The sequence below is a fragment of the Pseudomonas sp. Ost2 genome (assembly GCF_018326065.1).
GTDB classification, from domain to species: Bacteria; Pseudomonadota; Gammaproteobacteria; order Pseudomonadales; family Pseudomonadaceae; genus Aquipseudomonas; species Aquipseudomonas gingeri.
In genome coordinates, this window is record NZ_AP021904.1 from 6,479,535 (window position 1) to 6,499,712 (window position 20,178).

22 protein-coding genes are annotated in these 20,178 nt (G+C 63.7%); 6 read left to right on the plus strand and 16 right to left on the minus strand.

All coding sequences use genetic code 11. The annotated features are described in order from the left end of the window. The first annotated feature begins 81 nt into the window (after positions 1–81). The 4 genes from lptE to KI243_RS28680 all read left to right on the plus strand — a co-directional run bounded on the left by lptE (position 82) and on the right by KI243_RS28680 (position 3,408). The gene (gene lptE / locus KI243_RS28665) at positions 82–687 is read left to right on the plus strand and encodes an LPS assembly lipoprotein LptE (RefSeq protein WP_042934385.1); all 606 of its coding nucleotides are present in this window, start codon (positions 82–84) and stop codon (positions 685–687) included. 40 nt (positions 688–727) lie between these two features. After that, on the plus strand, positions 728–1,765 hold the full coding sequence (holA, locus tag KI243_RS28670) for a DNA polymerase III subunit delta (protein ID WP_017123358.1): 1,038 nt from the start codon (positions 728–730) through the stop codon (positions 1,763–1,765). Between the two features lie 92 nt (positions 1,766–1,857). Beyond that, positions 1,858–2,019 (plus strand): alternative ribosome rescue factor ArfA, encoded by a 162-nt coding sequence (gene arfA / locus KI243_RS28675; protein WP_017123357.1) that lies wholly within the window; start codon positions 1,858–1,860, stop codon positions 2,017–2,019. 72 nt (positions 2,020–2,091) lie between these two features. Beyond that, on the plus strand, positions 2,092–3,408 hold the full coding sequence (locus KI243_RS28680; RefSeq protein ID WP_177127751.1) for a lytic murein transglycosylase: 1,317 nt from the start codon (positions 2,092–2,094) through the stop codon (positions 3,406–3,408). A 132-nt stretch (positions 3,409–3,540) separates the two neighbouring features. On the opposite strand, the gene KI243_RS28685 is transcribed toward KI243_RS28680, so the two are convergent. The 13 genes from KI243_RS28685 to KI243_RS28745 form a co-directional block, all read right to left on the minus strand. Next, positions 3,541–4,497, minus strand: a complete 957-nt coding sequence (locus KI243_RS28685; RefSeq protein WP_083875232.1) for an LD-carboxypeptidase — start codon at positions 4,495–4,497, stop codon at positions 3,541–3,543. A 2-nt stretch (positions 4,498–4,499) separates the two neighbouring features. Continuing rightward, a complete protein-coding gene (lipA, locus tag KI243_RS28690) occupies positions 4,500–5,525 on the minus strand; it encodes a lipoyl synthase (protein WP_042934203.1) in 1,026 nt (341 codons plus the stop codon). A gap of 1 nt (position 5,526) precedes the next feature. Then, on the minus strand, positions 5,527–6,177 hold the full coding sequence (gene lipB, locus KI243_RS28695) for a lipoyl(octanoyl) transferase LipB (protein ID WP_017123353.1): 651 nt from the start codon (positions 6,175–6,177) through the stop codon (positions 5,527–5,529). Next, positions 6,177–6,452, minus strand: a complete 276-nt coding sequence (locus tag KI243_RS28700; protein WP_042934383.1) for a DUF493 domain-containing protein — start codon at positions 6,450–6,452, stop codon at positions 6,177–6,179. The genes lipB and KI243_RS28700 overlap by 1 nt, the downstream gene beginning before the upstream one ends. Positions 6,453–6,577: 125 nt before the next feature. Beyond that, entirely contained in the window at positions 6,578–7,741 is a 1,164-nt protein-coding gene (locus KI243_RS28705) for a D-alanyl-D-alanine carboxypeptidase family protein (RefSeq protein ID WP_017123351.1), read from the minus strand. Positions 7,742–8,059: 318 nt separating this feature from the next. Continuing rightward, positions 8,060–9,073, minus strand: a complete 1,014-nt coding sequence (locus KI243_RS28710; RefSeq protein ID WP_017123350.1) for a septal ring lytic transglycosylase RlpA family protein — start codon at positions 9,071–9,073, stop codon at positions 8,060–8,062. After that, positions 9,073–10,083: a lytic murein transglycosylase B gene (gene mltB, locus KI243_RS28715; RefSeq protein WP_042934202.1), complete on the minus strand. Its 1,011-nt coding sequence runs from the start codon at positions 10,081–10,083 to the stop codon at positions 9,073–9,075. Before mltB ends, KI243_RS28710 begins: the two co-directional genes overlap by 1 nt. A 17-nt stretch (positions 10,084–10,100) precedes the next feature. Continuing rightward, on the minus strand, positions 10,101–11,204 hold the full coding sequence (gene rodA / locus KI243_RS28720) for a rod shape-determining protein RodA (RefSeq protein ID WP_042934380.1): 1,104 nt from the start codon (positions 11,202–11,204) through the stop codon (positions 10,101–10,103). A gap of 38 nt (positions 11,205–11,242) precedes the next feature. Then, positions 11,243–13,129, minus strand: coding sequence for a penicillin-binding protein 2 (gene mrdA, locus KI243_RS28725; RefSeq protein WP_177107184.1), 1,887 nt, complete (start codon positions 13,127–13,129; stop codon positions 11,243–11,245). A gap of 9 nt (positions 13,130–13,138) precedes the next feature. Then, the gene (rlmH, locus tag KI243_RS28730) at positions 13,139–13,606 is read right to left on the minus strand and encodes a 23S rRNA (pseudouridine(1915)-N(3))-methyltransferase RlmH (RefSeq protein WP_007937439.1); all 468 of its coding nucleotides are present in this window, start codon (positions 13,604–13,606) and stop codon (positions 13,139–13,141) included. 9 nt (positions 13,607–13,615) lie between these two features. Next, on the minus strand, positions 13,616–14,110 hold the full coding sequence (rsfS, locus tag KI243_RS28735) for a ribosome silencing factor (protein WP_017123347.1): 495 nt from the start codon (positions 14,108–14,110) through the stop codon (positions 13,616–13,618). A gap of 70 nt (positions 14,111–14,180) precedes the next feature. Then, positions 14,181–14,870: a nicotinate-nucleotide adenylyltransferase gene (gene nadD / locus KI243_RS28740; protein WP_017123346.1), complete on the minus strand. Its 690-nt coding sequence runs from the start codon at positions 14,868–14,870 to the stop codon at positions 14,181–14,183. Between the two features lies 1 nt (position 14,871). After that, on the minus strand, positions 14,872–16,143 hold the full coding sequence (locus tag KI243_RS28745) for a glutamate-5-semialdehyde dehydrogenase (RefSeq protein ID WP_042934198.1): 1,272 nt from the start codon (positions 16,141–16,143) through the stop codon (positions 14,872–14,874). A gap of 178 nt (positions 16,144–16,321) precedes the next feature. Between KI243_RS28745 and KI243_RS28750 the strand changes: the two genes are divergently transcribed. Together KI243_RS28750 and KI243_RS28755 are read left to right on the plus strand one after the other, a co-directional pair. Beyond that, positions 16,322–17,017 (plus strand): DNA-3-methyladenine glycosylase, encoded by a 696-nt coding sequence (locus KI243_RS28750; RefSeq protein ID WP_177083950.1) that lies wholly within the window; start codon positions 16,322–16,324, stop codon positions 17,015–17,017. 66 nt (positions 17,018–17,083) lie between these two features. Then, positions 17,084–18,400 (plus strand): bifunctional DedA family/phosphatase PAP2 family protein, encoded by a 1,317-nt coding sequence (locus KI243_RS28755; RefSeq protein ID WP_212810161.1) that lies wholly within the window; start codon positions 17,084–17,086, stop codon positions 18,398–18,400. 19 nt (positions 18,401–18,419) lie between these two features. Here KI243_RS28755 and KI243_RS28760 read toward each other — a convergent pair whose 3' ends face one another. The 3 genes from KI243_RS28760 to KI243_RS28770 are packed head-to-tail and all read right to left on the minus strand — an operon-like array spanning position 18,420 to position 20,096. After that, entirely contained in the window at positions 18,420–19,010 is a 591-nt protein-coding gene (locus tag KI243_RS28760; protein ID WP_177083948.1) for an LON peptidase substrate-binding domain-containing protein, read from the minus strand. Positions 19,011–19,020: 10 nt separating this feature from the next. After that, the gene (locus KI243_RS28765; protein WP_177107187.1) at positions 19,021–19,737 is read right to left on the minus strand and encodes an LrgB family protein; all 717 of its coding nucleotides are present in this window, start codon (positions 19,735–19,737) and stop codon (positions 19,021–19,023) included. Beyond that, entirely contained in the window at positions 19,734–20,096 is a 363-nt protein-coding gene (locus tag KI243_RS28770) for a CidA/LrgA family protein (protein ID WP_017123340.1), read from the minus strand. The genes KI243_RS28765 and KI243_RS28770 overlap by 4 nt, the downstream gene beginning before the upstream one ends. Positions 20,097–20,178: the final 82 nt, after the last annotated feature.

Sequence of the window (20,178 nt, forward strand, 5' to 3'; positions counted from 1 at the left end):
CCAGGTGCCCGTCCCGGACGAGCACCTTACAAGACTTCCGGGGTCGCAGTGTCGACCCACGGTTTCAAGGGGAGCAACAAGATGATCAAACGCAATCTGCTGGTAATGGGCCTTGCAGTGCTGCTGAGCGCATGCGGCTTCCAGCTGCGCGGCACCGGCAATACCGAACTGACGATCAAGGAACTGTCGGTCAGCGCCCGCAACGCCTACGGTGACACGGTCAAGCAGTTGACCCAGGTCCTGGAGCACAGCGGCGTCAAGGTCTACAACGGCGCGCCCTACAAGCTGATCCTGACCAGTGAACAGGAAACCCAGCGGGCAGCCAGCTACAGCGGCTCGGGCCGTACCGCCGAGTACGAACTCAACACCGTGCTGACCTATGAAATCCATGGCGACAAGGACCTGACACTGCTGGGCGGCAAGCTGGAAGTGCAGAAGTACTACGTGCACGACGGCAACAACATCACCGGCGGCGACGCCGAGGCCGAGCAGCTGCGCAAGGAAATGCGTCGTGACCTGGTACAGCAGATGGTCATCCGCCTGCAACTGCTGACCCCGGAACAACTCGACGGCCTGCAGCAAACCGCCGATGCCAAGGCCAAGGCAGATGCCGACGCCCTGGAAGCCGCGCGCAAGTACGAAGAGTCGATACCGAAGCAATCACCTCTGGAACTGCCGCAGCAGTAAGCCGGACGGGGCGCCCCAGGCGCCCCGCCGCTATCCGCCTATGAAACTCGCCCCCGCCCAACTCGCCAAACACCTGCAAGGCAGCCTCGCGCCCGTCTACATCATCAGCGGCGACGATCCGTTGCTGTGCCAGGAAGCCGCCGACGCCATTCGCGCCGCCGCGCGCCAGCAAGGCTTCGACGAACGCCAGGTGTTCAGCGCCGACGCCAACTTCGACTGGGGCACGCTGCTGCAAGCCGGTGCCAGCATGTCGTTGTTCGCGCAAAAGCGCCTGCTGGAACTGCGCCTGCCCTCGGGCAAGCCTGGCGACAAGGGTGCCGCCGCCCTGATGGAATATTGCGGCCGGCCGGCCGAGGACACCCTGCTGCTGATCAGCCTGCCCAAGCTCGATGGCAGCGCGCAGAAAACCAAGTGGGGTAAAGCCCTGGTCGAAGGCCAGCAGACCCAGTTCATCCAGATCTGGCCGGTGGACGCCAACCAGTTGCCGCAATGGATTCGCCAGCGTCTCTCGCAAGCCGGGCTGTCCGCGCAGCAGGATGCGGTGGAGCTGATTGCCGCGCGGGTCGAAGGCAACCTGCTGGCGGCGGCCCAGGAAATCGAAAAGCTCAAACTGATGGCCGAGGGCGGCCAGATCACCGTCGAAACGGTGCAGGCCGCAGTGGCCGACAGCGCCCGTTTCGACGTGTTCGGACTGGTCGATGCCGTGCTCAATGGCGAATCGGCCCATGCCCTGCGCATGCTGGAAGGCTTGCGCGGCGAAGGGGTCGAGCCGCCGGTGATTCTCTGGGCCCTGGCCCGGGAACTGCGGCTGCTCGCCAGCCTGTCCCAGCAGTACAGCCAGGGCGTGCCGCTGGACAAGGCGTTCAGCCAGGCCCGGCCACCGGTCTGGGACAAACGCAAGCCGCTGATGAGCAAGGCCCTGCAACGGCATTCGGCGCAACGCTGGAGCCAACTGCTGATGGACGCCCAGCGGGTCGATGCGCAAATCAAGGGACAGGCCGCCGGTTCGCCCTGGAGCAGCCTGAGCCGTCTCAGCCTGCTGATGTGTGGGCAACGGCTGGCATTGCCGCCGGAATAACCCCGCGCCGCGAGCATCACCCTACCCACTGGACAGGCAACCCCATCTGCCCGATCATTCGCACTCTTCACCCAACCCGAGAGCGCACCCTCATGAGCAAGCCGTCCCGGCGCCGTCCCAACAAGGCCAAATCGATCATCGCCCAGCCACTGTTCCGCAGCCGCCAGGAACAACCCGCCAAGGGCAAAGGCAGCTACCGCCGCGAAGCCTTCCAGTCTAAAAGCTGGGAGGCTTCTGACTTTCTGGCCGCGTAAAAGTGTCATCACGACCTGCACCCCTCTGGCGTGATAAGGTCAGCACCTGATTCGCATTCTCCGGACCCGCGCATGCCCTTTAGTCTCACCCTCCGTTGGCCGTTGCGCCGACTGTTCGCCGCCACCAGCTTCATCCTGCTCGTCGCCTGTGCGGAAAAGCCTACCGCCGCCGACGCCCAGCCGCTCCAGACCTTGCCCGCGGCCCCTGCTCCCGTCCCTGCGCCACAGCCCGCCAGCGACGAGTTGAGCATCCAGCCCGCCCAGAGTTTCGATGACTGGCAAACCGCCTTCCGCGCCGAAGCCTTGCGCGCCGGTATCACGGCGAGCACCTTCGACACCGCCTTTGCCGGCGTCACCCCGGACATGAGCGTGATCAAGGCCGATCGCAGCCAGCCAGAATTCACCCGCCCCGTATGGGAATACCTCGACGGCGCACTCTCGGCGCTGCGCGTGCGCAAGGGCCAGTCGCTGCTGGTCCAGAACAGCGCCCTGCTGCAAAGCATCGAACAACGTTACGGCGTCGACCGGGAAGCCCTGGTCGCCGTGTGGGGCATGGAAAGCAATTTCGGCCAGTTCCAGGGCGACAAGTCGGTGATCCGCTCGCTGGCGACCCTGGCCTACGAAGGCCGTCGCCCCGGTTTCGCCCAGAGCCAGTTGCTCGCGGCGCTGCAGATCATCCAGCACGGCGACATCCTGCCCGGGCAGATGCTCGGCTCCTGGGCCGGAGCCATGGGCCAGACCCAGTTTATCCCGACCACCTACAACACCTATGCCGTGGACTTCGATGGGGATGGTCGCCGCGACATCTGGAACGACTCCGCCGATGCCCTGGCCTCGACCGCTAACTACCTGCAAAGCTCCGGCTGGCAGAAAGGCCAGCCCTGGGGATTCGAAGTCACGCTGCCGACCGGCTTCGACTACGCCCTGGCGGACGGTGCCATCCGCAAGCCGGTGAGCGAGTGGCTGCAGATGGGCGTGCAGCTTCCTCCAGGGGTCGCCCTGCCCTATGGCGCCGCGCCGCTGTCGGCCTCGCTGTTGCTGCCGGCAGGCTATCGTGGACCGGGTTTCCTGGTGCTCGACAACTTCCGCGCCATTCTCAAGTACAACAACTCATCGTCCTACGGCCTGGCCGTCGGCCTGCTGTCCCAGCGTTTCAATAGCGGTGGCGTGATTCGCGGGAGCTGGCCGAAAGACGACCTGCCGCTGAGTCGCAGCGAACGGATGGAATTGCAGACGGTGCTCAGCGCCAATGGCCACGACGCGGGCAATCCCGATGGGATCATCGGAGCCAATACCCGCAAGGCGATCCGCAGCGCACAGCAGTCGCTGGGCTGGCCTGCGGATGGGTATCCGACCCACAAGCTGCTGGAGAGCTTGCGCAACCGATAGATCCGCCGGGGCCCTCAAGACCGCCAAAAGCTTCGGGGGCAAGCCCCTCCCACAGGTATTGCAAGGACCGCAATACCCGGTACCACTCGAACACCGTGGGAGTGGGCCGGGCGGCTGAACAGGCAAGCGGACTTACGCGATCAGCACCACGTCCTGCTCCAGGACAAGCTGCCGGGCATCGGCATCCAGGCGCACCTGAGCCCCCAACGGCAGCGTCAGGTTCGGGTCGCAATGTCCGCTGCGCCACCCCGCCAGCACCGGGATCCCCAAGGGCGCCAGTTCCTGCGTGAGCAGGCGCGCCAGCGCATCGCGGTCGACGCCGGCGAAATCCCCTACCAGCACGCCCCTGAGGCCTTCCAGCTTGCCGGCCAGGCGCAGGTGGGTCAGCAGCCGATCAACCCGGTACAGCGGCTCGTTGACGTCCTCGATCAGCAGGATCAAGCCATGGGTGTCGATTTCATAGGGCGTGCCCAACGTGGCGCAGATCAACGACAGGTTGCCGCCTTGCAGACGTCCCGAGGCGGCGCCCGGAACAACGGTGGTCAGCGGGAACGCGGCGGGATGCTCGAACAGGCTACCGGCGCGCACCTGCCCGGTCAGCAGGTTGAATAACGAGGATTCGGTCGGCGGCAGTTTGTCCCCGAGCAGATCCGCATTGAACAGCGGCCCGTGAAAGGTCATGAACCCCGCATAACGGGCGATCGCCAGATGCAGCGCGGTGATGTCGCTGTAGCCGACCAAGGGTTTTGGATGTTTTTTGAGCAATTCGAAATCAATAGCGTCCAGCAGACGCGGGCAACCGTAGCCGCCACGCAGGCAGAGGATCACATCGATTTCGGGATCGGCAAAGGCATCGTGCAAGTCCCGCAAGCGGACCTCATCGCTGCCGGCCAGGTAACCGTCCCGTTGCGAGACACCCGGAAATATCCGCAGCTCATAGCCACGGGCCTGCGCCCACTGCTTTGCCTTGAGCGGATCAAGGGCTGCCGGACCGGCCGGGGCGATCAAACCGATCACCCCGCCCTGACGTAGCGCCGGCACCGCGCTCTGGACCTGACAGGAAGCCTGCACGGGTCGACGACGGTTCAAGGTTACGCTCCGATCAGCTCTGCCTTGACCAGCTTGGCCTGCTCGTCGGCGTGGTACGAGGAACGTACCAGCGGGCCCGAGGCAACGTTCTTGAAGCCCATCTTGTAACCTTCCTCGGCGAACCAGGCGAAGGTGTCCGGGTGCACGAAACGCTGCACCGGCAGGTGGCTGCGGGACGGTTGCAGGTACTGGCCGAGGGTCAGCATGTCGATGTCGTGTTCGCGCATGCGCTTCATGACTTCGATGACTTCGTCGTCGGTCTCGCCCAGGCCGAGCATCAGGCCGGACTTGGTCGGAATGTGCGGCATCATCTGCTTGAAGCGTTGCAGCAGGGTCAGCGACCACTGGTAGTCGGAGCCCGGACGCGCGGCCTTGTACAGGCGCGGTACGGTTTCCAGATTGTGGTTGAACACATCCGGCGGCTCGGCGGCGGTGATTTCCAGCGCGATGTCCATGCGTCCACGGTAGTCCGGGACCAGGGTCTCGAGCTGCACGTTCGGCGACAGCTTGCGGATCTCGCGGATGCAGTCGGCGAAGTGCTGGGCACCGCCGTCACGCAGGTCGTCGCGGTCCACGGAGGTGATGACCACATACTTCAGGCGCAGGTCGGCGATGGCGATGGCCAGGCTTTCCGGCTCGTTGACATCCAAGGGCTTCGGCCGACCGTGGCCGACGTCGCAGAACGGGCAACGACGGGTGCAGATATCGCCCATGATCATGAAGGTCGCGGTGCCGCCGCTGAAACACTCGCCCAGATTCGGGCAGGAAGCCTCTTCACAGACGCTGTGCAGCTTGTGCTTGCGCAGCAATTGCTTGATGCGGTCGACTTCCGGCGATACCGGGATGCGTACGCGAATCCAGTCCGGCTTCTTCGGCAGCTCGGTGGTCGGGATGATCTTCACCGGAATCCGCGCCACCTTCTCGGCGCCACGCAGCTTGACGCCGGTTTCGACTTTCGCACGGGCCGGACGCTCGGAAACATCCAGCGCCGGGATCAGGGTTTGCACAGCGTCTTGCGCAGTAGTCATATCAATCGATTCCGCCCGTTAGGGTCGTCTGCTCAGCATAGTCGAGGTGTTTGACGAGCTGCGCGCGCAGCCGGGCACTTACCTCGGCAAATTCAATCGGTCCTGTGTGGTCACGCAGCTGGGTCATCGCCAGCCCAGCATAACCGCAGGGGTTAATCCGCCGAAACGGCTCCAGGTCCATGTCGACGTTCAACGCCAGGCCATGGAAGGAACAGCCGTTGCGAATCCGCAGGCCCAGGGAGGCGATTTTCGCGCCGTTGACATACACCCCGGGGGCGTCGGCCCTGGCTTCGGCATCCACACCGTAGCTGGCCAGCAATTCGATCAGGCAGCGCTCCATCCGGCTGACCAGTTCGCGCACGCCAAAACCCAGGCGGCGAACGTCCAGCAACAGATAGGCCACCAGTTGGCCAGGCCCATGATATGTCACTTGGCCGCCGCGATCGACCTTGACCACCGGAATATCGCCCGGCAGCAGCAGATGCTCGGCCTTGCCGGCCTGGCCCTGGGTGAAGACCGACGGGTGCTGCACCAGCCAGACTTCATCAGGAAATTCCGCGGACTTGCGTCCGTCGGTGAATCGCTGCATGGCATGCCAGACCGGCTCGTAAGGGGTCTGGCCGAGCTCGCGAAAGCCCAACACGCCAGCCATCACAGCACCATGTGTACGAAGCCGGTGGCCCGCAACTCGCTGTTGATGTTGTACAGCTGGTCCTGGTCGGTGGCCACGATGTGCAGCTGGATCGTGGTGTACTTGCCGTTGGTGCTCTGGCGTTCGTCCACGCGGTTGTCGTTGATCGTCGCGTGTTTCCTGACGATCTCGACGATCTTGTCCTTGTTGCCCACACCCGTGTCACTGATCACCTTGACCGGATAGTCGGTGACGGGGAATTCGATTTTCGGCGCTTTTACTTCAGTGTCTGTCATGACAATAACGGCCTCGTAAGCCCAGGCAACGGACATACCTCGCGCCCGGGTCAGGCGCGAGGTACGTAAATCGACACTATTGGTTCAAATTGCTACGTGTTCAAACTGCCGCCGTTCAAGGTGCTTCAGTTGAACATGCCGTAGAAGAACATGCGGATGCTATCCCACAGGCGACGGAAGATACCACCTTCCTCGACCGCTTCCAGCGCGATCAGATCGGCACTGTGAACGACCTTGTCATCCAGTTTGACTTCCACTTTACCGATCACGTCACCCTTGGCGATAGGAGCGACCAGTTTCGGGTTGATGGTCATGCTGGCGGCAAGCTTCTTCAGCTGGCCTTTAGGCATGGTCATGGTCAGGTCTTCGGCCAGGCCGGCCTTGATCTGGTGGGTGGTGCCTTTCCAGACCGGGGCCTGGGCCAGTTCGGTGCCCTTCTGGTAGAAGGTCTGGGTTTCGAAGAAGCGGAAACCGTAGGTCAGCAGCTTCTGGGTCTCGGCCGCACGGGCCGATTCACTGTTGGTACCGAACACCACCGCGATCAGGCGCTGGCCGTCACGGACCGCCGAGGACACCATGCAGTAGCCGGCTTCTTCGGTGTGACCGGTTTTCAGACCGTCGACGGTCTTGTCACGCCACAGCAGCAGGTTGCGGTTCGGCTGCTTGATGCCGTTCCAGAAGAATTCCTTCTGCGAGTAGATCGCGTAGTGCACCGGGTCGACGCGGATGATCGCGCGGGCCAGCAGCGCCATGTCGTGAGCCGACGAGTAGTGCTCCGGGTTCGGCAGGCCGGTCGGGTTCATGAAGTGGCTGTTGCTCATGCCCAGGTCGCCAGCGGTCTTGTTCATCATGTCGGCAAAGGCGTCTTCGCTGCCGGCGATGTGCTCGGACAGCGCGACGCTGGCGTCGTTGCCGGACTGGATGATGATCCCGTGCAGCAGATCGCTGACGGTGACCTGCGAGCCGACCTTGATGAACATCCGCGAACCGCCGGTACGCCAGGCGTTCTCGCTGACCGTCACCGGATCGTTTTCGCCGATCTGGCCACGACGGATTTCCAGGGTCGCGATGTAGGCGGTCATCAGCTTGGTCAGGCTGGCCGGTGGCAGGCGCTGGTCGCCGTTGTTCTCGACCAGCACGTTGCCGCTGGCGGCATCCATGAGCACATAGGCTTTGGCGGCGAGTTGCGGCGAAGCCGGCAAGGCCATGTCATCGGCGGCCCAGGCAGCGGGCGCAATGATCAACGGCACAAGCAGGCACAAACGTTTGGCAAAGGTGGTGATGTTCATCCGTCTCTCGAAATCGCTAATGGAAACTTGCCCTTGCGGACAAAACTAATCAGACAGCCAACGGCTGCCCCGTGTTAGGTTGCTCGCTCCACCACCCTTTTATCAGGGCGCATGAAAACTACTGCGCTCGGTAATACGGCGTTAAAAGCAGGCCCGGAATGCTCATTTACAGCAGTAAACTGCGCTTCCTCGCGTGCTTTGCCTTGTCTTGCCTTCGCTCGCTACGTTTTCAAGCGCCCTTGAGGCTTTTATTATCAGACGAACCAACAACCAGGACCCGGCCCTTCGGATGCGGCCGAATCCACAATTGTGCCTGTGTTATTCCGACGTCACCAGACTCGGCGAGCCGAGATTGGCCAGGCGGACGCTGTTCTGTACCTGCTGCACTTCATCCGGCGTGCCGATCGGCCCCATCCGGACCCGATGCAGCGTCTGCTGGTTGCGCACGATCGAACTGACGAACACCGGCGCCTTGACCATCGAGCTTAGCTTCGATCGCAGCAGTTCGGCAGCGTCCGGGTTCGCGAAGGCGCCCACCTGGAGATACTGGCCAGAGGCTGGTACAGAACCGTTTTTTTTTGCATCGGCCTGTACAGGGACAACGTCGGTCGCGTGTTGTTGCGGCGGCGGAGTCCATTGCTCGATGGTCCCGGTGGACGCGGTCAGGGCCGGTGCAGGAGCCTGCGCCACTTGCGGCTCATTGAGCATCAGCGGCGCCGGGCGACCGCGCTGGGCCCACCATTGCTGCGGATCGATACCTTCGACCTTGACCCGTGCGGTGCCGATCTCGGCGTAGCCGAGCTTCTTGGCGGCGGCGTAGGACAGGTCGATGATCCGGTCCGAATAGAACGGCCCGCGGTCGTTCACCCGCAGGATCACGCTGCGATTGTTGTCCAGGTTGGTCACCCGCACATAGCTGGGCAGCGGCAGGGTCTTGTGCGCGGCACTCATACCGTAGAGGTCGTAGACCTCGCCGTTGGCGGTGTTCTGGCCATGGAACTTGGTGCCGTACCACGAGGCCGTGCCCTGGGCGACATAGTTCTTCGAGTCCGGCAGCGGGAAGTAGGTCTTGCCCAGCACGGTGTAGGGGTTGGCCTTGTAGGCGCCGGTATGCAGGGTCGGCGTGGCGTCGGGAATCCGCGACACATCCACGTCCCACCACGGCGCGCCGTCCTTGTGGGCCCGGTTGATATCCAGCCCCGGCTTGGCGCGGATGGCATTGGAAGACGACGACTGGTAAGGCGAGCGGCTGGTCGAACAACTGACCACCAGCACCGCCAACGCGGTGTAAGCCAGCAGTTTCAGTGGTTTTTGAATCGGCAAAGCCTGCATTACTTGACGCCCCGTGCTTGGACCAACAGGTCAGACAGCTGATGCACGGCCATGGCGTACATTACGCTGCGGTTATAGCGCGTGATCGCATAAAAATTCTTCAGGCCCATCCAGTATTCAGGGCCATTGTCGCCTTCCAGGCGAAATGCCGTGACCGGCATATCATCGCGCAGCGCATCATGACTCGACCAGCCCAGCGCCCGCAACTCCCCAACGGTCTTCACCGGGTCGATACCCGGGCTCAAACCCTGGTCGACCAGATCGCCCCGCACGTCGGCGCGACTCACCACCGGCTCGCCGGCCACCCAGCCATGACGCTTGAAGTAGCTGGCAACGCTGCCGATGGCATCGTCGGCGTTGGTCCAGATATTGATATGGCCGGTGCCGTCGAAGTCCACCGCATAGGCGCGGAAACTGCTCGGCATGAACTGCGGCAGGCCCATGGCGCCAGCGTAGGACCCCTTGAGACTGAGCGGATCGAGCTGTTCCTCGCGGGCCAGCAGGAGGAACTCGCGCAGCTCCTTGCGGAAAAACTCGGCGCGGGGCGGATAATCGAACCCCAGGGTCGACAAGGCATCGATCACCCGGTAGTTGCCGGTGTTGCGACCAAAGAAGGTTTCCACGCCGATGATGGACACGATCACCTGGGCCGGCACACCGTATTCCTGCTCGGCGCGGGCCAGGGCCGCCTCATGCTGGCGCCAGAAGTCGACACCGCGGGCAACCCGGGCATCGGTGAGGAACATCGGCCGGTATTCCTTCCACGGCTTGACCCGCTCGGCCGGGCGGGAAATCGCATCGAGAATGCTCTGCTTGCGCTCGGCCTGGCGGAACACTTCCATCAGCTGTTCGCCGGCGAAACCGTAGTCGCGGGTCATTTCACCGACGAACTCGGCCACTTGCGGTGATCCTTCGTAATCACCGGCCAGCGCACTCTGCGCCGCCCCCAGGCAGCCCACAAGGCTCATCCATGGAGCGCATCGAGCCGCCCAGCCGCGCATCACTTGCATTGAATTCTTCACCTTAATCAAACCTGTGCGATCCACTTGCGGTGGGTATGGATCGACATCAAAACCCCAAACGCTGACAGCAGCGTCACCAGCGAAGTTCCGCCATAGCTAATGAATGGCAACGGCACGCCCACCACCGGCAACAGGCCACTGACCATACCGATGTTGACGAAAACATAAACAAAAAATGTCATGGTCAGGCTGCCCGCGAGCAGCTTGCCGAACAGGGTCTGGGCCTGGGCGGTGATCACCAGCCCCCGGCCGATCAGCAGCAGGTAGATCAGCAGCAGGGCACAGATGCCCACCAGGCCGAACTCTTCGCCCATGACCGCGATGATGAAGTCGGTGTGGCTCTCCGGCAGGAAGTCCAGGTGCGACTGGGTACCCAGCAGCCAGCCCTTGCCGAACACGCCACCGGAACCGATGGCGGCCTTGGACTGGATGATGTTCCAGCCGGTGCCCAGCGGATCGCTTTCCGGGTCGAGGAAGGTCAGGATCCGCTGCTTCTGGTAGTCGTGCATGATGAAGAACCACATGCCGACCGCCACCGGCACCGCCGCCGCCAGCACGCTGAGGATCCAGCGCCAGCGCAGGCCGCCCATGAACAGCACGAAGGCGCCGCCGGCCAGGACCAGCAGCGAGGTACCGAGGTCGGGTTGGCGCACGATCAGGATAAACGGCACGCCGATGAGCATCAGGCTGATGCCCACGTGCTTGAGCTGCGGCGGCAACGTGCGCTTGGACAGGTACCAGGCGATGGTCGCCGGCATCAGGATCTTCATGAATTCCGACGGCTGGAAGCGGATCACCCCGGGAATGTTGATCCAGCGCGTGGCGCCCATGGCGTTGTGGCCCATGACATCCACCACCACCAGCAGCATCACCCCCAGCACGTAGGCCAGCGGCACCCAGCGGGCCATGAACCGCGGTTCGAGCTGGGCGATGACAAACATCGACACCAGGCCGATACCGAAGGAAGTCGCCTGCTTGATCAGCAGGTCCCAGCTTTTGCCGCTGGCCGAATACAGGACGAACAGGCTGCCGGCCGCCAGGGTCAGCAGCAGGACCAGCAGCGGCCCGTCGATGTGCATGCGCTGCAACAACGTGGCCCGGCGGCGCATCACATCCTCACTGGAGAGGATGCGATCGAAATTGGCGATCAAGGCGTAGCCTCCGCGGTAGTGGTGCCTGCATATTCAGGTTTGATCCGGCCATCCGGGCCCAGCAGCCAGGCGTCCATCACCTGGCGGACCACCGGCGCCGCGACGCCGGAACCGGACTCACCGTTCTCGACCATCACCGCCACGGCAATCTTCGGATTGTTGGCCGGCGCAAAGCCGACGAACAGGGCGTGGTCACGATGACGCTCCTGGACTTTCGAGCGATCGTACTTCTCGCCCTGCTTGATCGCCACGACCTGGGCCGTACCACTCTTGCCGGCGATCAGGTACTGCGAACCGATCGCCGCCTTGCGCGCGGTCCCCCGGGCGCCGTGCATCACCTGCTGCATGCCGTGGCTGACCTTGTCCCAGTCGGAAGGGTTGCGCAGGACGATATCCGCCATCGGGTTCTCATCCAGCGGCTTCTGGCCTTCGATGGTCTTCGCCAGGTGCGGACGGTTCCACACGCCCTTGTTCGCCACCAGCGCCGTGGCCTGGGCCAGTTGCAGCGGCGTCGCCTGCATGTAGCCCTGGCCGATGCCGAGGATCAGCGTCTCGCCGGGGAACCAGGCCTGGCGGCGCGTGGTGCGCTTCCACTCGCGCGACGGCATCAGCCCCGGCGACTCTTCGAACATGTCCAGGGAGACCTTCTGGCCCAGGCCGAACTTGTTCATGTAGGACGACAACCGGTCGATCCCCAGCTTGTGGGCCAGGTCATAGAAGTAGGTATCGTTGGAACGCATGATCGCCGTGTCCAGGTCGACCCAACCGTCACCGGTGCGGTTCCAGTTGCGGTACTTGTGGTCGTAGTTCGGCAGTTCGTAGTAACCGGGGTCGAAGACCCGCGTCGAGGCATTGACCACACCGCTGTCCAGGCCGGCAATCGCCACCGCCGGCTTGATGGTCGAACCCGGCGGATACAGGCCGCGCAAGACCCGGTTGAACAGCGGGCGGTCGATGGAGTCGCGCAGTTCGGCGTAGGCCTTGAAGCTGATGCCGGTGACGAACAGGTTCGGGTCGAAGCTCGGCTGGCTAACCATCGCCAGCACCTCGCCAGTATTCGGGTCCAGCGCCACCACCGCGCCACGACGGCCACCGAGGGCTTCTTCGGCGGCTTCCTGCAGCTTGATGTCCAGGCTCAGGACAATGTCCTTGCCCGGCACCGGATCGGTGCGCTTGAGCACCCGCAGGATGCGCCCGCGGGCGTTGGTCTCGACTTCCTCGTAACCGACCTGGCCGTGCAACTCCGCCTCGTAGAAGCGCTCGATGCCGGTCTTGCCGATATGGTGGGTGCCGCTGTAGTTCACCGAGTCGAGGACTTTCGCCTCTTTCTCGTTGATACGCCCCATGTAGCCCACCGAATGCGCGAAATGCGCCCCCTGTGGATAGTGGCGAACCAGTTGCGCCACCACCTCGACGCCCGGCAGGCGGAACTGGTTCACCGCCACCCGGGCGATCTGCTCTTCGGTCAGCTCGAACAGGATCGGCACCGGCTCGAACGGCCGACGCCCCTGGCGCATGCGCTTCTCGAAGAGCACGCGGTCCTCGGGGGTCAGTTGCAGGACTTCGACGATCACATCGAGGACCTGTTGCCAGTCGCCGGAACGCTCGCGGGTCATGCTCAGGCTGAAGCTGGGCCGGTTATCGGCCACCACCACGCCATTGCGGTCATAGATCAGGCCGCGAGGCGGCGGGATCGACTGCACATGGACGCGATTGTTTTCCGACAGGGTCGAGTGGTAGTCGTACTGGATCACCTGCAGGAAATACAGGCGGGCGATCAGTACCGCAATAAGCAGCACGACCACGACTGCACCGACCACGACACGGTTACGCACCAGACGGGCGTCTTTCTCGTGGTCCTTGAGGCGGATCGGCTGGGTCATTCGGCAGGCTTATTTGTGGTAAGGGTGCCCGGACAGCACGGTCCAGGCGCGATACAGCTGTTCACCGATCAGGATCCGCACCAGCGGGTGCGGCAGGGTCAGCGGCGACAGCGACCAGCGCTGATCGGCCCGCGCACAGACTTCCGGCGCCAGCCCCTCGGGGCCGCCGACCATGAAGTTGACCGTGCGCGAATCCAGCCGCCAGCGATCCAGCTCGACCGCCAACTGCTCGGTGCTCCATGGCTTGCCATGGACTTCCAGCGTGACGACGCGCTCGTTGGGACCGACCTTGGCCAGCATGGCCTCGCCTTCCTGACGGATAAAGCGCGCCACGTCGGCATTCTTGCCCCGGGTATTGAGCGGTATTTCCACCAGTTCCAGCGCCAGTTCGGATGGCAGGCGCTTGGCATATTCATGCCAGCCTTCTTCCACCCACTTGGGCATGCGGGAACCGACAGCAATCAGGCGCAGGCGCACAACCGCACCTTATTCCTGGTCTTTGTTGAGCTTGATGAAATGCTCATGGGTGTTTTCCGGGCTGTGGTGTGCGGCGCTGGCCGAACGGCTCTGCTCGGCACCCTGCCACAGACGCTCCAGGTCGTAGAACTGACGGGCGCTGGCGGTCATCATGTGGACGATCACGTCGTCCATGTCCAGCAGGACCCAGTCGCTGTCGCCCTTGCCTTCTTCGCCCAGCGGCTTGACGCCCAGGGCCTTGACCGCTTCGCGGACCTTGTCCAGCATCGCGCCGATCTGGCGGTTGGAGGTACCGGTGGCGATGATCATGTAGTCGGTGATGCTCTGCTTTTCGCGAACGTCGATCACCAGGATGTCCTGGGCCTTGACGTCTTCCAGGGCCGCCACGGCGATCTTGACCAGCTCATCGCCCTTGAGGGGCTCACCGCTGATCACTTTCTCAGGCAGCGGAGCACTTTTGAAGGTGCCTTTGCGCTTTGCTTTGTTTACGTCGTTGTTCGTCATATAAAACTCGTTTTGCTCGTATGTTCGGGCGCTTCAATACACGATTGTCCGTGCTTTCAAGCGCGCCTTTTCAGTTCGACGCACGGTACAGCCCGTGCGCATCGATATAGGCCAGGACCGCGTCAGGCACCAGGTAACGTACCGACTTACCGCTGGCCAGCAGTTGACGGATCTGGGTGGCCGACACCGCGAGGGGTGTCTGCCAGACGAATGTAATGTGCCCGCCAGGCCCCGGCAGGGCCTTCGGGTCGCTGACCGACCGCGCGGCCAGCAGGTTGCGCAAGGCATCCGGCGGTTCGCTGTCGGCATCCGGGCGTTGCAGCACCAGGATATGGCAATGCTGGAGCAACTCTTCCCAGCGATGCCACGTGGGCAGGCCGCAAAACGCGTCCCAGCCCAGTAACAGAAACAACTGGTCCTCGGCGGCCAGCTCGGCCCGCATGAGTTCCAGGGTGTCGATAGTGTAGGACGGCTTGTCCCGTTGCAGCTCGCGATCATCGACCACCAGCGGCGAGACGCCGGCCACCGCGCAATCGACCATCGCCAGACGGTCGATCGCCGAAACCTGCGGCGTATCCCGATGGGGCGGCCGGGCGCTGGGCGTCAGGCGCAACTCATCGAGCTCCATCAATTCCGCGACTTCCAGGGCACTGCGCAAATGGCCGATGTGCACCGGGTCGAAGGTTCCACCGAGCACACCGATGCGCCGAGGTGGAACTTCGCGAGCGGTCACGGCGGCTGACTGGCGTTTCTCGACCAAGTCAGACCGACTCCTGACCACGCAACTGCCCGTCGCCGACCACGATGTACTTCTCGCAGGTCAGGCCTTCCAGACCTACCGGTCCGCGGGCGTGCAGCTTATCAGTAGAAATGCCGATCTCGGCACCCAATCCGTACTCGAAGCCATCGGCGAAGCAGGTCGGGGTGTTGAGCATCACCGAGCTGGAGTCGACTTCGGCCATGAAACGCCGGGACTCGGCCAGGTTTTCGGTGACGATCGAGTCGGTGTGATGCGAACCGTAACCGTTGATGTGCTCGACGGCCATGTCCAGCCCGTCGACGACACGGATCGACAGGATCGGCGCCAGGTATTCGGTATTCCAGTCTTCTTCCGTCGCGGCCAGCGCCTCGATGATCGCCCGGGTGCGTTCGCAACCCCGCAGCTCGACACCCTTGGCGCGGAACTGCTCGGCCATGGCCGGGAGGAATTCGGCGGCAACGGCCTGGTCCACCAACAGGGTTTCCATGGCGCCGCAGATGCCATAGCGGTAGGTCTTGGCGTTGAAGGCGATACGACGGGCCTTGGCCAGGTCGGCATGGGCACTGACGTAGACGTGACAGATGCCGTCCAGGTGCTTGATCACCGGCACCCGCGCATCACGGCTGACCCGCTCGATCAGGCCCTTGCCGCCGCGGGGAACGATCACGTCGACGTACTCGGGCATGCTGATCAGCGCGCCGACGGCGGCACGGTCGGTGACTTCCACCACCTGCACCACGGCGGCCGGCAGGCCGGCCTCGTCCAGGCCACGCTGGATGCAGGTGGCGATGGCGCGATTGGAGTGGATCGCCTCGGAGCCGCCACGCAGGATGGTGGCATTGCCGGACTTCAGGCACAGGCTGGCGGCATCGATGGTCACGTTCGGACGCGACTCGTAGATGATCCCCACGACACCCAGCGGTACGCGCATCTTGCCGACCTGGATACCCGACGGCCGGTAGCTCATGTCCCGGATCGCCCCGACCGGGTCCGGCAGGCTTGCCACCTGGCGCAGGCCGATAATCATGCTGTCGATCCGCGCCGGGGTCAGTGCCAGACGTTCGACCAGCGCCGGCTCCAGACCATTGGCGCGGGCAGCGGCCAGGTCGAGCTCGTTGGCCGCGCCCAGCTCGTCGCGGGCCGCATCCAGCGCGGCGGCGGCGGCATGCAACGCGCGATTCTTCTGCGCGGTGCTGGCACGGCCGATCACGCGGGAAGCCTCGCGGGCTGCGCGACCCAGGCGGGTCATGTAGTCAAGAACGGACTCAGTCATGGTCTAAGGGGGACTTGGCAAATAGGAAAGCGGCCGATTATAGCTGTCGCGCCGCCTCACGCACAGCGGTGCCGGGCGGATGGTCGAAATCGGGCACAAATAGCCGCCATTCAGCTTGGATTAAGGGCAAAATCGGTATGATTGGCCTCCGACCAGCCTTGAATGCCTCTCAGGAACGATGTCCAACCTGACACCCCCGCCCCTGCCGAACGCCCTGCCCGATGCCTTTTTCGACCGCGACGCGCAACTGCTTGCCCGCGAACTGCTGGGAAAAGTCATACGCCATCGCGTCGGCGATCTGTGGCTCGCGGCGCGCATCATAGAGACCGAAGCCTATTACTTCGAGGAAAAAGGCAGCCACGCCTCCCTCGGCTATACAGAAAAGCGTAAGGCTTTGTTTCTGGATGGCGGACACATCTATATGTACTACTCCCGGGGTGGCGACTCGCTGAACTTCAGCGCCCATGGGCCGGGAAACGCGGTGCTGATCAAATCCGCCTATCCCTGGGTCGACGACCTGTCGGGCCCGGCCAGCCTGGCGCAGATGCTCCTCAACAATCCCGACGCCAACGGTGCGGCGCGGCCATCACAGAAGCTGTGTGCCGGGCAGACGCTGCTGTGCAAGGCCCTGGGCCTCAAGGTACCGGCCTGGGACGCCAAGCGCTTCGACCTGCAGCGGCTGTTTGTCGAGGATGTCGGCAACCGGCCGGCGCAGATCATCCAGACCACCCGCCTGGGCATTCCCCTGGGTCGGGACGAGCACCTGATGTACCGCTTCGTCGACGCCGCCTATGCCCCGCATTGCACGCGCAACCCATTGCGACGCGGACAGGTCGAAGGTCGCGATTACCACATTCTTTCACCAAACCTGTAGGAGCCCGGCTCCTGCAGTAACAAGCGCAATGCCGACGGTTGTCTGGCCTGCATAAGGAAATCCTCCATGGGCCCATGGCTCGATAGCATCACCGGCTGGTTGACGGCTAATCCGCAATGGCTCGGCCTGGCCGTATTCATCATTGCCTGTGTCGAATGCCTGGCCATTGCCGGCATCATCGTGCCGGGCACCGTGCTGCTGTTCGCCATTGCCGTCCTGGCCGGCAGCGGCGCCCTGACCCTGGGCGAAACCCTGCTGCTGGGGTTCCTCGGCGGCTTGCTCGGTGACGGGTTGTCCTACGCCCTCGGCCGGCGCTTTCACCAGAACATCCGGCGCTTGCCGGGCCTGCGCCAGCATCCGGAGTGGATGAGCGGCGCCGAATCCTATTTCCAGCGCTACGGGATCGCCAGCCTGCTGGTCGGGCGCTTTATCGGCCCGCTACGGCCGATGTTGCCGATGATCGCCGGTATGTGCGACATGCCGCTGCCACGGTTTATCGGTGTCAGCCTGATTGCCGCCGCCGGCTGGTCCGTGGCCTACCTGCTGCCGGGCTGGGCCACCGGCGCGGCCTTTCGCCTGCCGTTGCCTGAGGGTTTCTGGCCGCAGACCGCGGTGGTCGCGGCCGGCCTGGCGGCGCTGATCGGGCTGTGCATTCATTGCAGTCTCAAGCGCCACCCGAAGGCGACGATCCTGATCTCGGCCCTGAGCCTGGCACTGCTGGGCGGCCTGTTCTTCGGCTACCCGCACCTGAAGGCCTTCGACCAGGGCCTGATGACGCTGGTGCAGGAGCACCGCGAGAGCAGCCTTGATTTCGTCGCGGTGATCATCACCCGCCTGGGCGACTTCCGCACCCAGTTCACCGTCGCGGCGGTGCTCACGGTCCTGCTGTTCCTCGCCCGCCAATGGCGCCACGCGCTGTTTTTCGGTGCCACCCTGGCGGTCACCGCCCTCGGCAACACCGTGACCAAGCACCTGTTCGCGCGCATGCGCCCGGAGGTGCTGACCGATCCGATCACCAGCTACAGCATGCCCAGCGGCCACAGCTCCGGATCGTTCGCGCTCTTCCTGATGCTCGCCGTGCTGGCCGGGCGCGACCAGCCGCCACGGATGCGCGTGACCTGGCTGCTGCTCGGCTGCCTGCCGGCCTTTGCGGTGGCGTTGTCGCGGGTGTATCTCGGCGCGCATTGGCCGACCGACATCCTCGCCGGCGCACTGCTGGCGATTGGCGTGCTGGCGGCCAGCCTGACCCTCAGCCAGCGCTACATGCCGCTCAATGCCATGCCGCCACGCGCCTGGTGGCTGATCCTGCCGGCCGCCGTGGCCCTGTATGGATTCCACGCGTTATGGCATGTGCAGCACCAGGTGCTGCGGTACGCCTACTAGAGAGAACCGCGCCCCCTGTTCATGCGAATAGTTCGCCCTGCAGTTCGTCGAGCAGGGCCTGGATCGCATCCAGCCGCTGCTGGGGATCGTCGAGTTCCAGCAGATCGATCTTGTCCAGATCGGAAAACGGCAGCAGATAAGCCAGCTGGTTCGCCAGCGACTGCTGTCCGGTGGCTTCGGTGCCCATGTTCAACGCCGCCACCATCGGGTGTTCGGCCAGGGCCTTGAGCAGGGCCACCAGGTCCTCGTCCTCGTCCTGCAATGGCTGCTCGGGAATTTCGTCCAGCCATTCGACGTCGGCGACGGTCAGGTTGTCCTTCTGCAGCTCGCTGCCCAGCACACGGAAACGTCGCCCGCCTTCCACGCGAATGCCCAGCAGGCCATTGTCCTGCTGCTGGAAGTCGCGGATCAGCGCTTCACAGCCGACCCGGGCAAAACCTTCCGCGGCGCGACCGACCTCTTCGCCCTCGAGAATGCACACCACGCCAAAGCCACTGCCTTGCTTCATGCAGCGACTGATCATGTCCAGGTAGCGCGCCTCGAAAATCTGCAGGTCGAGGGTGCAGCCGGGGAACAGCACGGTGTTCAGGGGAAACAGCGCCAGGGTCATAAAGGTTTCCTTAAACCAGCCATGTCACCACCAGCGGCAACAACACCGCCGTGGCCACGCCCATCAAACTCATCGCCAGCGCCGCGAAGGCACCGCATTCGTCACTTTCCTGCAAGGCCACCGAGGTGCCCACCGCATGGGCCGTCATGCCCAGCGCCATGCCACGAGCCTCGGCACGGTGCACACCCAGGCGCGTCAGCATGTTCGGCCCGGCAATGGCGCCGATCACGCCGGTGATCAGCACGAAGACCGCCGCCAAGGCTGCCACACCACCGATCTGCTCGGCCACCAGCATGGCAATCGGCGAAGTCACCGACTTCGGTGCCATGGTCATCAACATCCGGTGGTCGGCGCCGAACAGCCAACCCAGCAGGACACACAGCCCGGTGGCGATCACCCCGCCAATCACCAGCGTAGTAAAAATCGGCCAGAACAACTGCCGGATCCGCCGCAGGTTGAGGAACAACGGCACCGCCAGCGCGACGGTCGCCGGACCGAGCAGGATACTGAGGATTTCCGTGCTCTTGCGGTACTCGGCATAGTCCAGGTCGCACAGCAGCAGGACCCCGACCACCAGTGCCATCGACGCCAGCACCGGTTGCAGGAAGATCCAGCGGGTTTTCTCGAACCCGGCGAGCACCAACTGATAGGCGCCCAGGGTAATGCCGATGCCGAACAGCGGATGGTGAATCACCGCGCTCCAGGCGCCTTGCCAGTCGAGCGTCATGGCTTGCCCTCCCGCCGATCCTTGCGTTGCACCAGCCAGTTCATCAGGACGCCGGCCAAGGCCATGGAGATCAGCACCGAGAGCACCAGCGAGCCGGCGATCGCCCAGAAGTTCGCCGCGATCTCCGTGGCATAGACCATCACACCCACGGCCGGCGGCACCAGCAGCAACGGCAGGTAGCGCAACAGGCTGGAGGCCGCCTCGCTCAACGGCGCGCCCACTTCGCCACGCACCATCAGGAACGCCAGCAACAGCAGCAGGCCGATGATCGGCCCCGGCAACATCGGTACACACAAATGATTGATCGCCGTGCCAAGCAACTGAAACAGCACCAGCCAGGTCAGGCCGCGTAGCAACATCAGACACTCCCTTGGATTCTTCCCCGATAACGCGGCCCATTATAAGCACGCCGATACGGCGGCATTCGCCAAAGCCATGGTG

Bases quoted from the DNA above. Each gene is read 5' to 3' on its own strand.
- lptE (WP_042934385.1), top strand. From the start codon at position 82: ATGATCAAACGCAATCTGCTGGTAATGGGCCTTGCAGTGCTGCTGAGC.
- holA (WP_017123358.1), top strand. From the start codon at position 728: ATGAAACTCGCCCCCGCCCAACTCGCCAAACACCTGCAAGGCAGCCTC.
- arfA (WP_017123357.1), top strand. From the start codon at position 1,858: ATGAGCAAGCCGTCCCGGCGCCGTCCCAACAAGGCCAAATCGATCATC.
- KI243_RS28680 (WP_177127751.1), top strand. From the start codon at position 2,092: ATGCCCTTTAGTCTCACCCTCCGTTGGCCGTTGCGCCGACTGTTCGCC.
- lipA (WP_042934203.1), bottom strand. From the start codon at position 5,525: ATGACTACTGCGCAAGACGCTGTGCAAACCCTGATCCCGGCGCTGGAT.
- lipB (WP_017123353.1), bottom strand. From the start codon at position 6,177: ATGGCTGGCGTGTTGGGCTTTCGCGAGCTCGGCCAGACCCCTTACGAG.
- KI243_RS28700 (WP_042934383.1), bottom strand. From the start codon at position 6,452: ATGACAGACACTGAAGTAAAAGCGCCGAAAATCGAATTCCCCGTCACC.
- KI243_RS28705 (WP_017123351.1), bottom strand. From the start codon at position 7,741: ATGAACATCACCACCTTTGCCAAACGTTTGTGCCTGCTTGTGCCGTTG.
- KI243_RS28710 (WP_017123350.1), bottom strand. From the start codon at position 9,073: ATGCAGGCTTTGCCGATTCAAAAACCACTGAAACTGCTGGCTTACACC.
- mltB (WP_042934202.1), bottom strand. From the start codon at position 10,083: ATGCAAGTGATGCGCGGCTGGGCGGCTCGATGCGCTCCATGGATGAGC.
- rodA (WP_042934380.1), bottom strand. From the start codon at position 11,204: ATGCGCCGCCGGGCCACGTTGTTGCAGCGCATGCACATCGACGGGCCG.
- mrdA (WP_177107184.1), bottom strand. From the start codon at position 13,129: ATGACCCAGCCGATCCGCCTCAAGGACCACGAGAAAGACGCCCGTCTG.
- rsfS (WP_017123347.1), bottom strand. From the start codon at position 14,110: ATGACGAACAACGACGTAAACAAAGCAAAGCGCAAAGGCACCTTCAAA.
- KI243_RS28745 (WP_042934198.1), bottom strand. From the start codon at position 16,143: ATGACTGAGTCCGTTCTTGACTACATGACCCGCCTGGGTCGCGCAGCC.
- KI243_RS28750 (WP_177083950.1), top strand. From the start codon at position 16,322: ATGTCCAACCTGACACCCCCGCCCCTGCCGAACGCCCTGCCCGATGCC.
- KI243_RS28755 (WP_212810161.1), top strand. From the start codon at position 17,084: ATGGGCCCATGGCTCGATAGCATCACCGGCTGGTTGACGGCTAATCCG.
- KI243_RS28760 (WP_177083948.1), bottom strand. From the start codon at position 19,010: ATGACCCTGGCGCTGTTTCCCCTGAACACCGTGCTGTTCCCCGGCTGC.
- KI243_RS28765 (WP_177107187.1), bottom strand. From the start codon at position 19,737: ATGACGCTCGACTGGCAAGGCGCCTGGAGCGCGGTGATTCACCATCCG.
- KI243_RS28770 (WP_017123340.1), bottom strand. From the start codon at position 20,096: ATGTTGCTACGCGGCCTGACCTGGCTGGTGCTGTTTCAGTTGCTTGGC.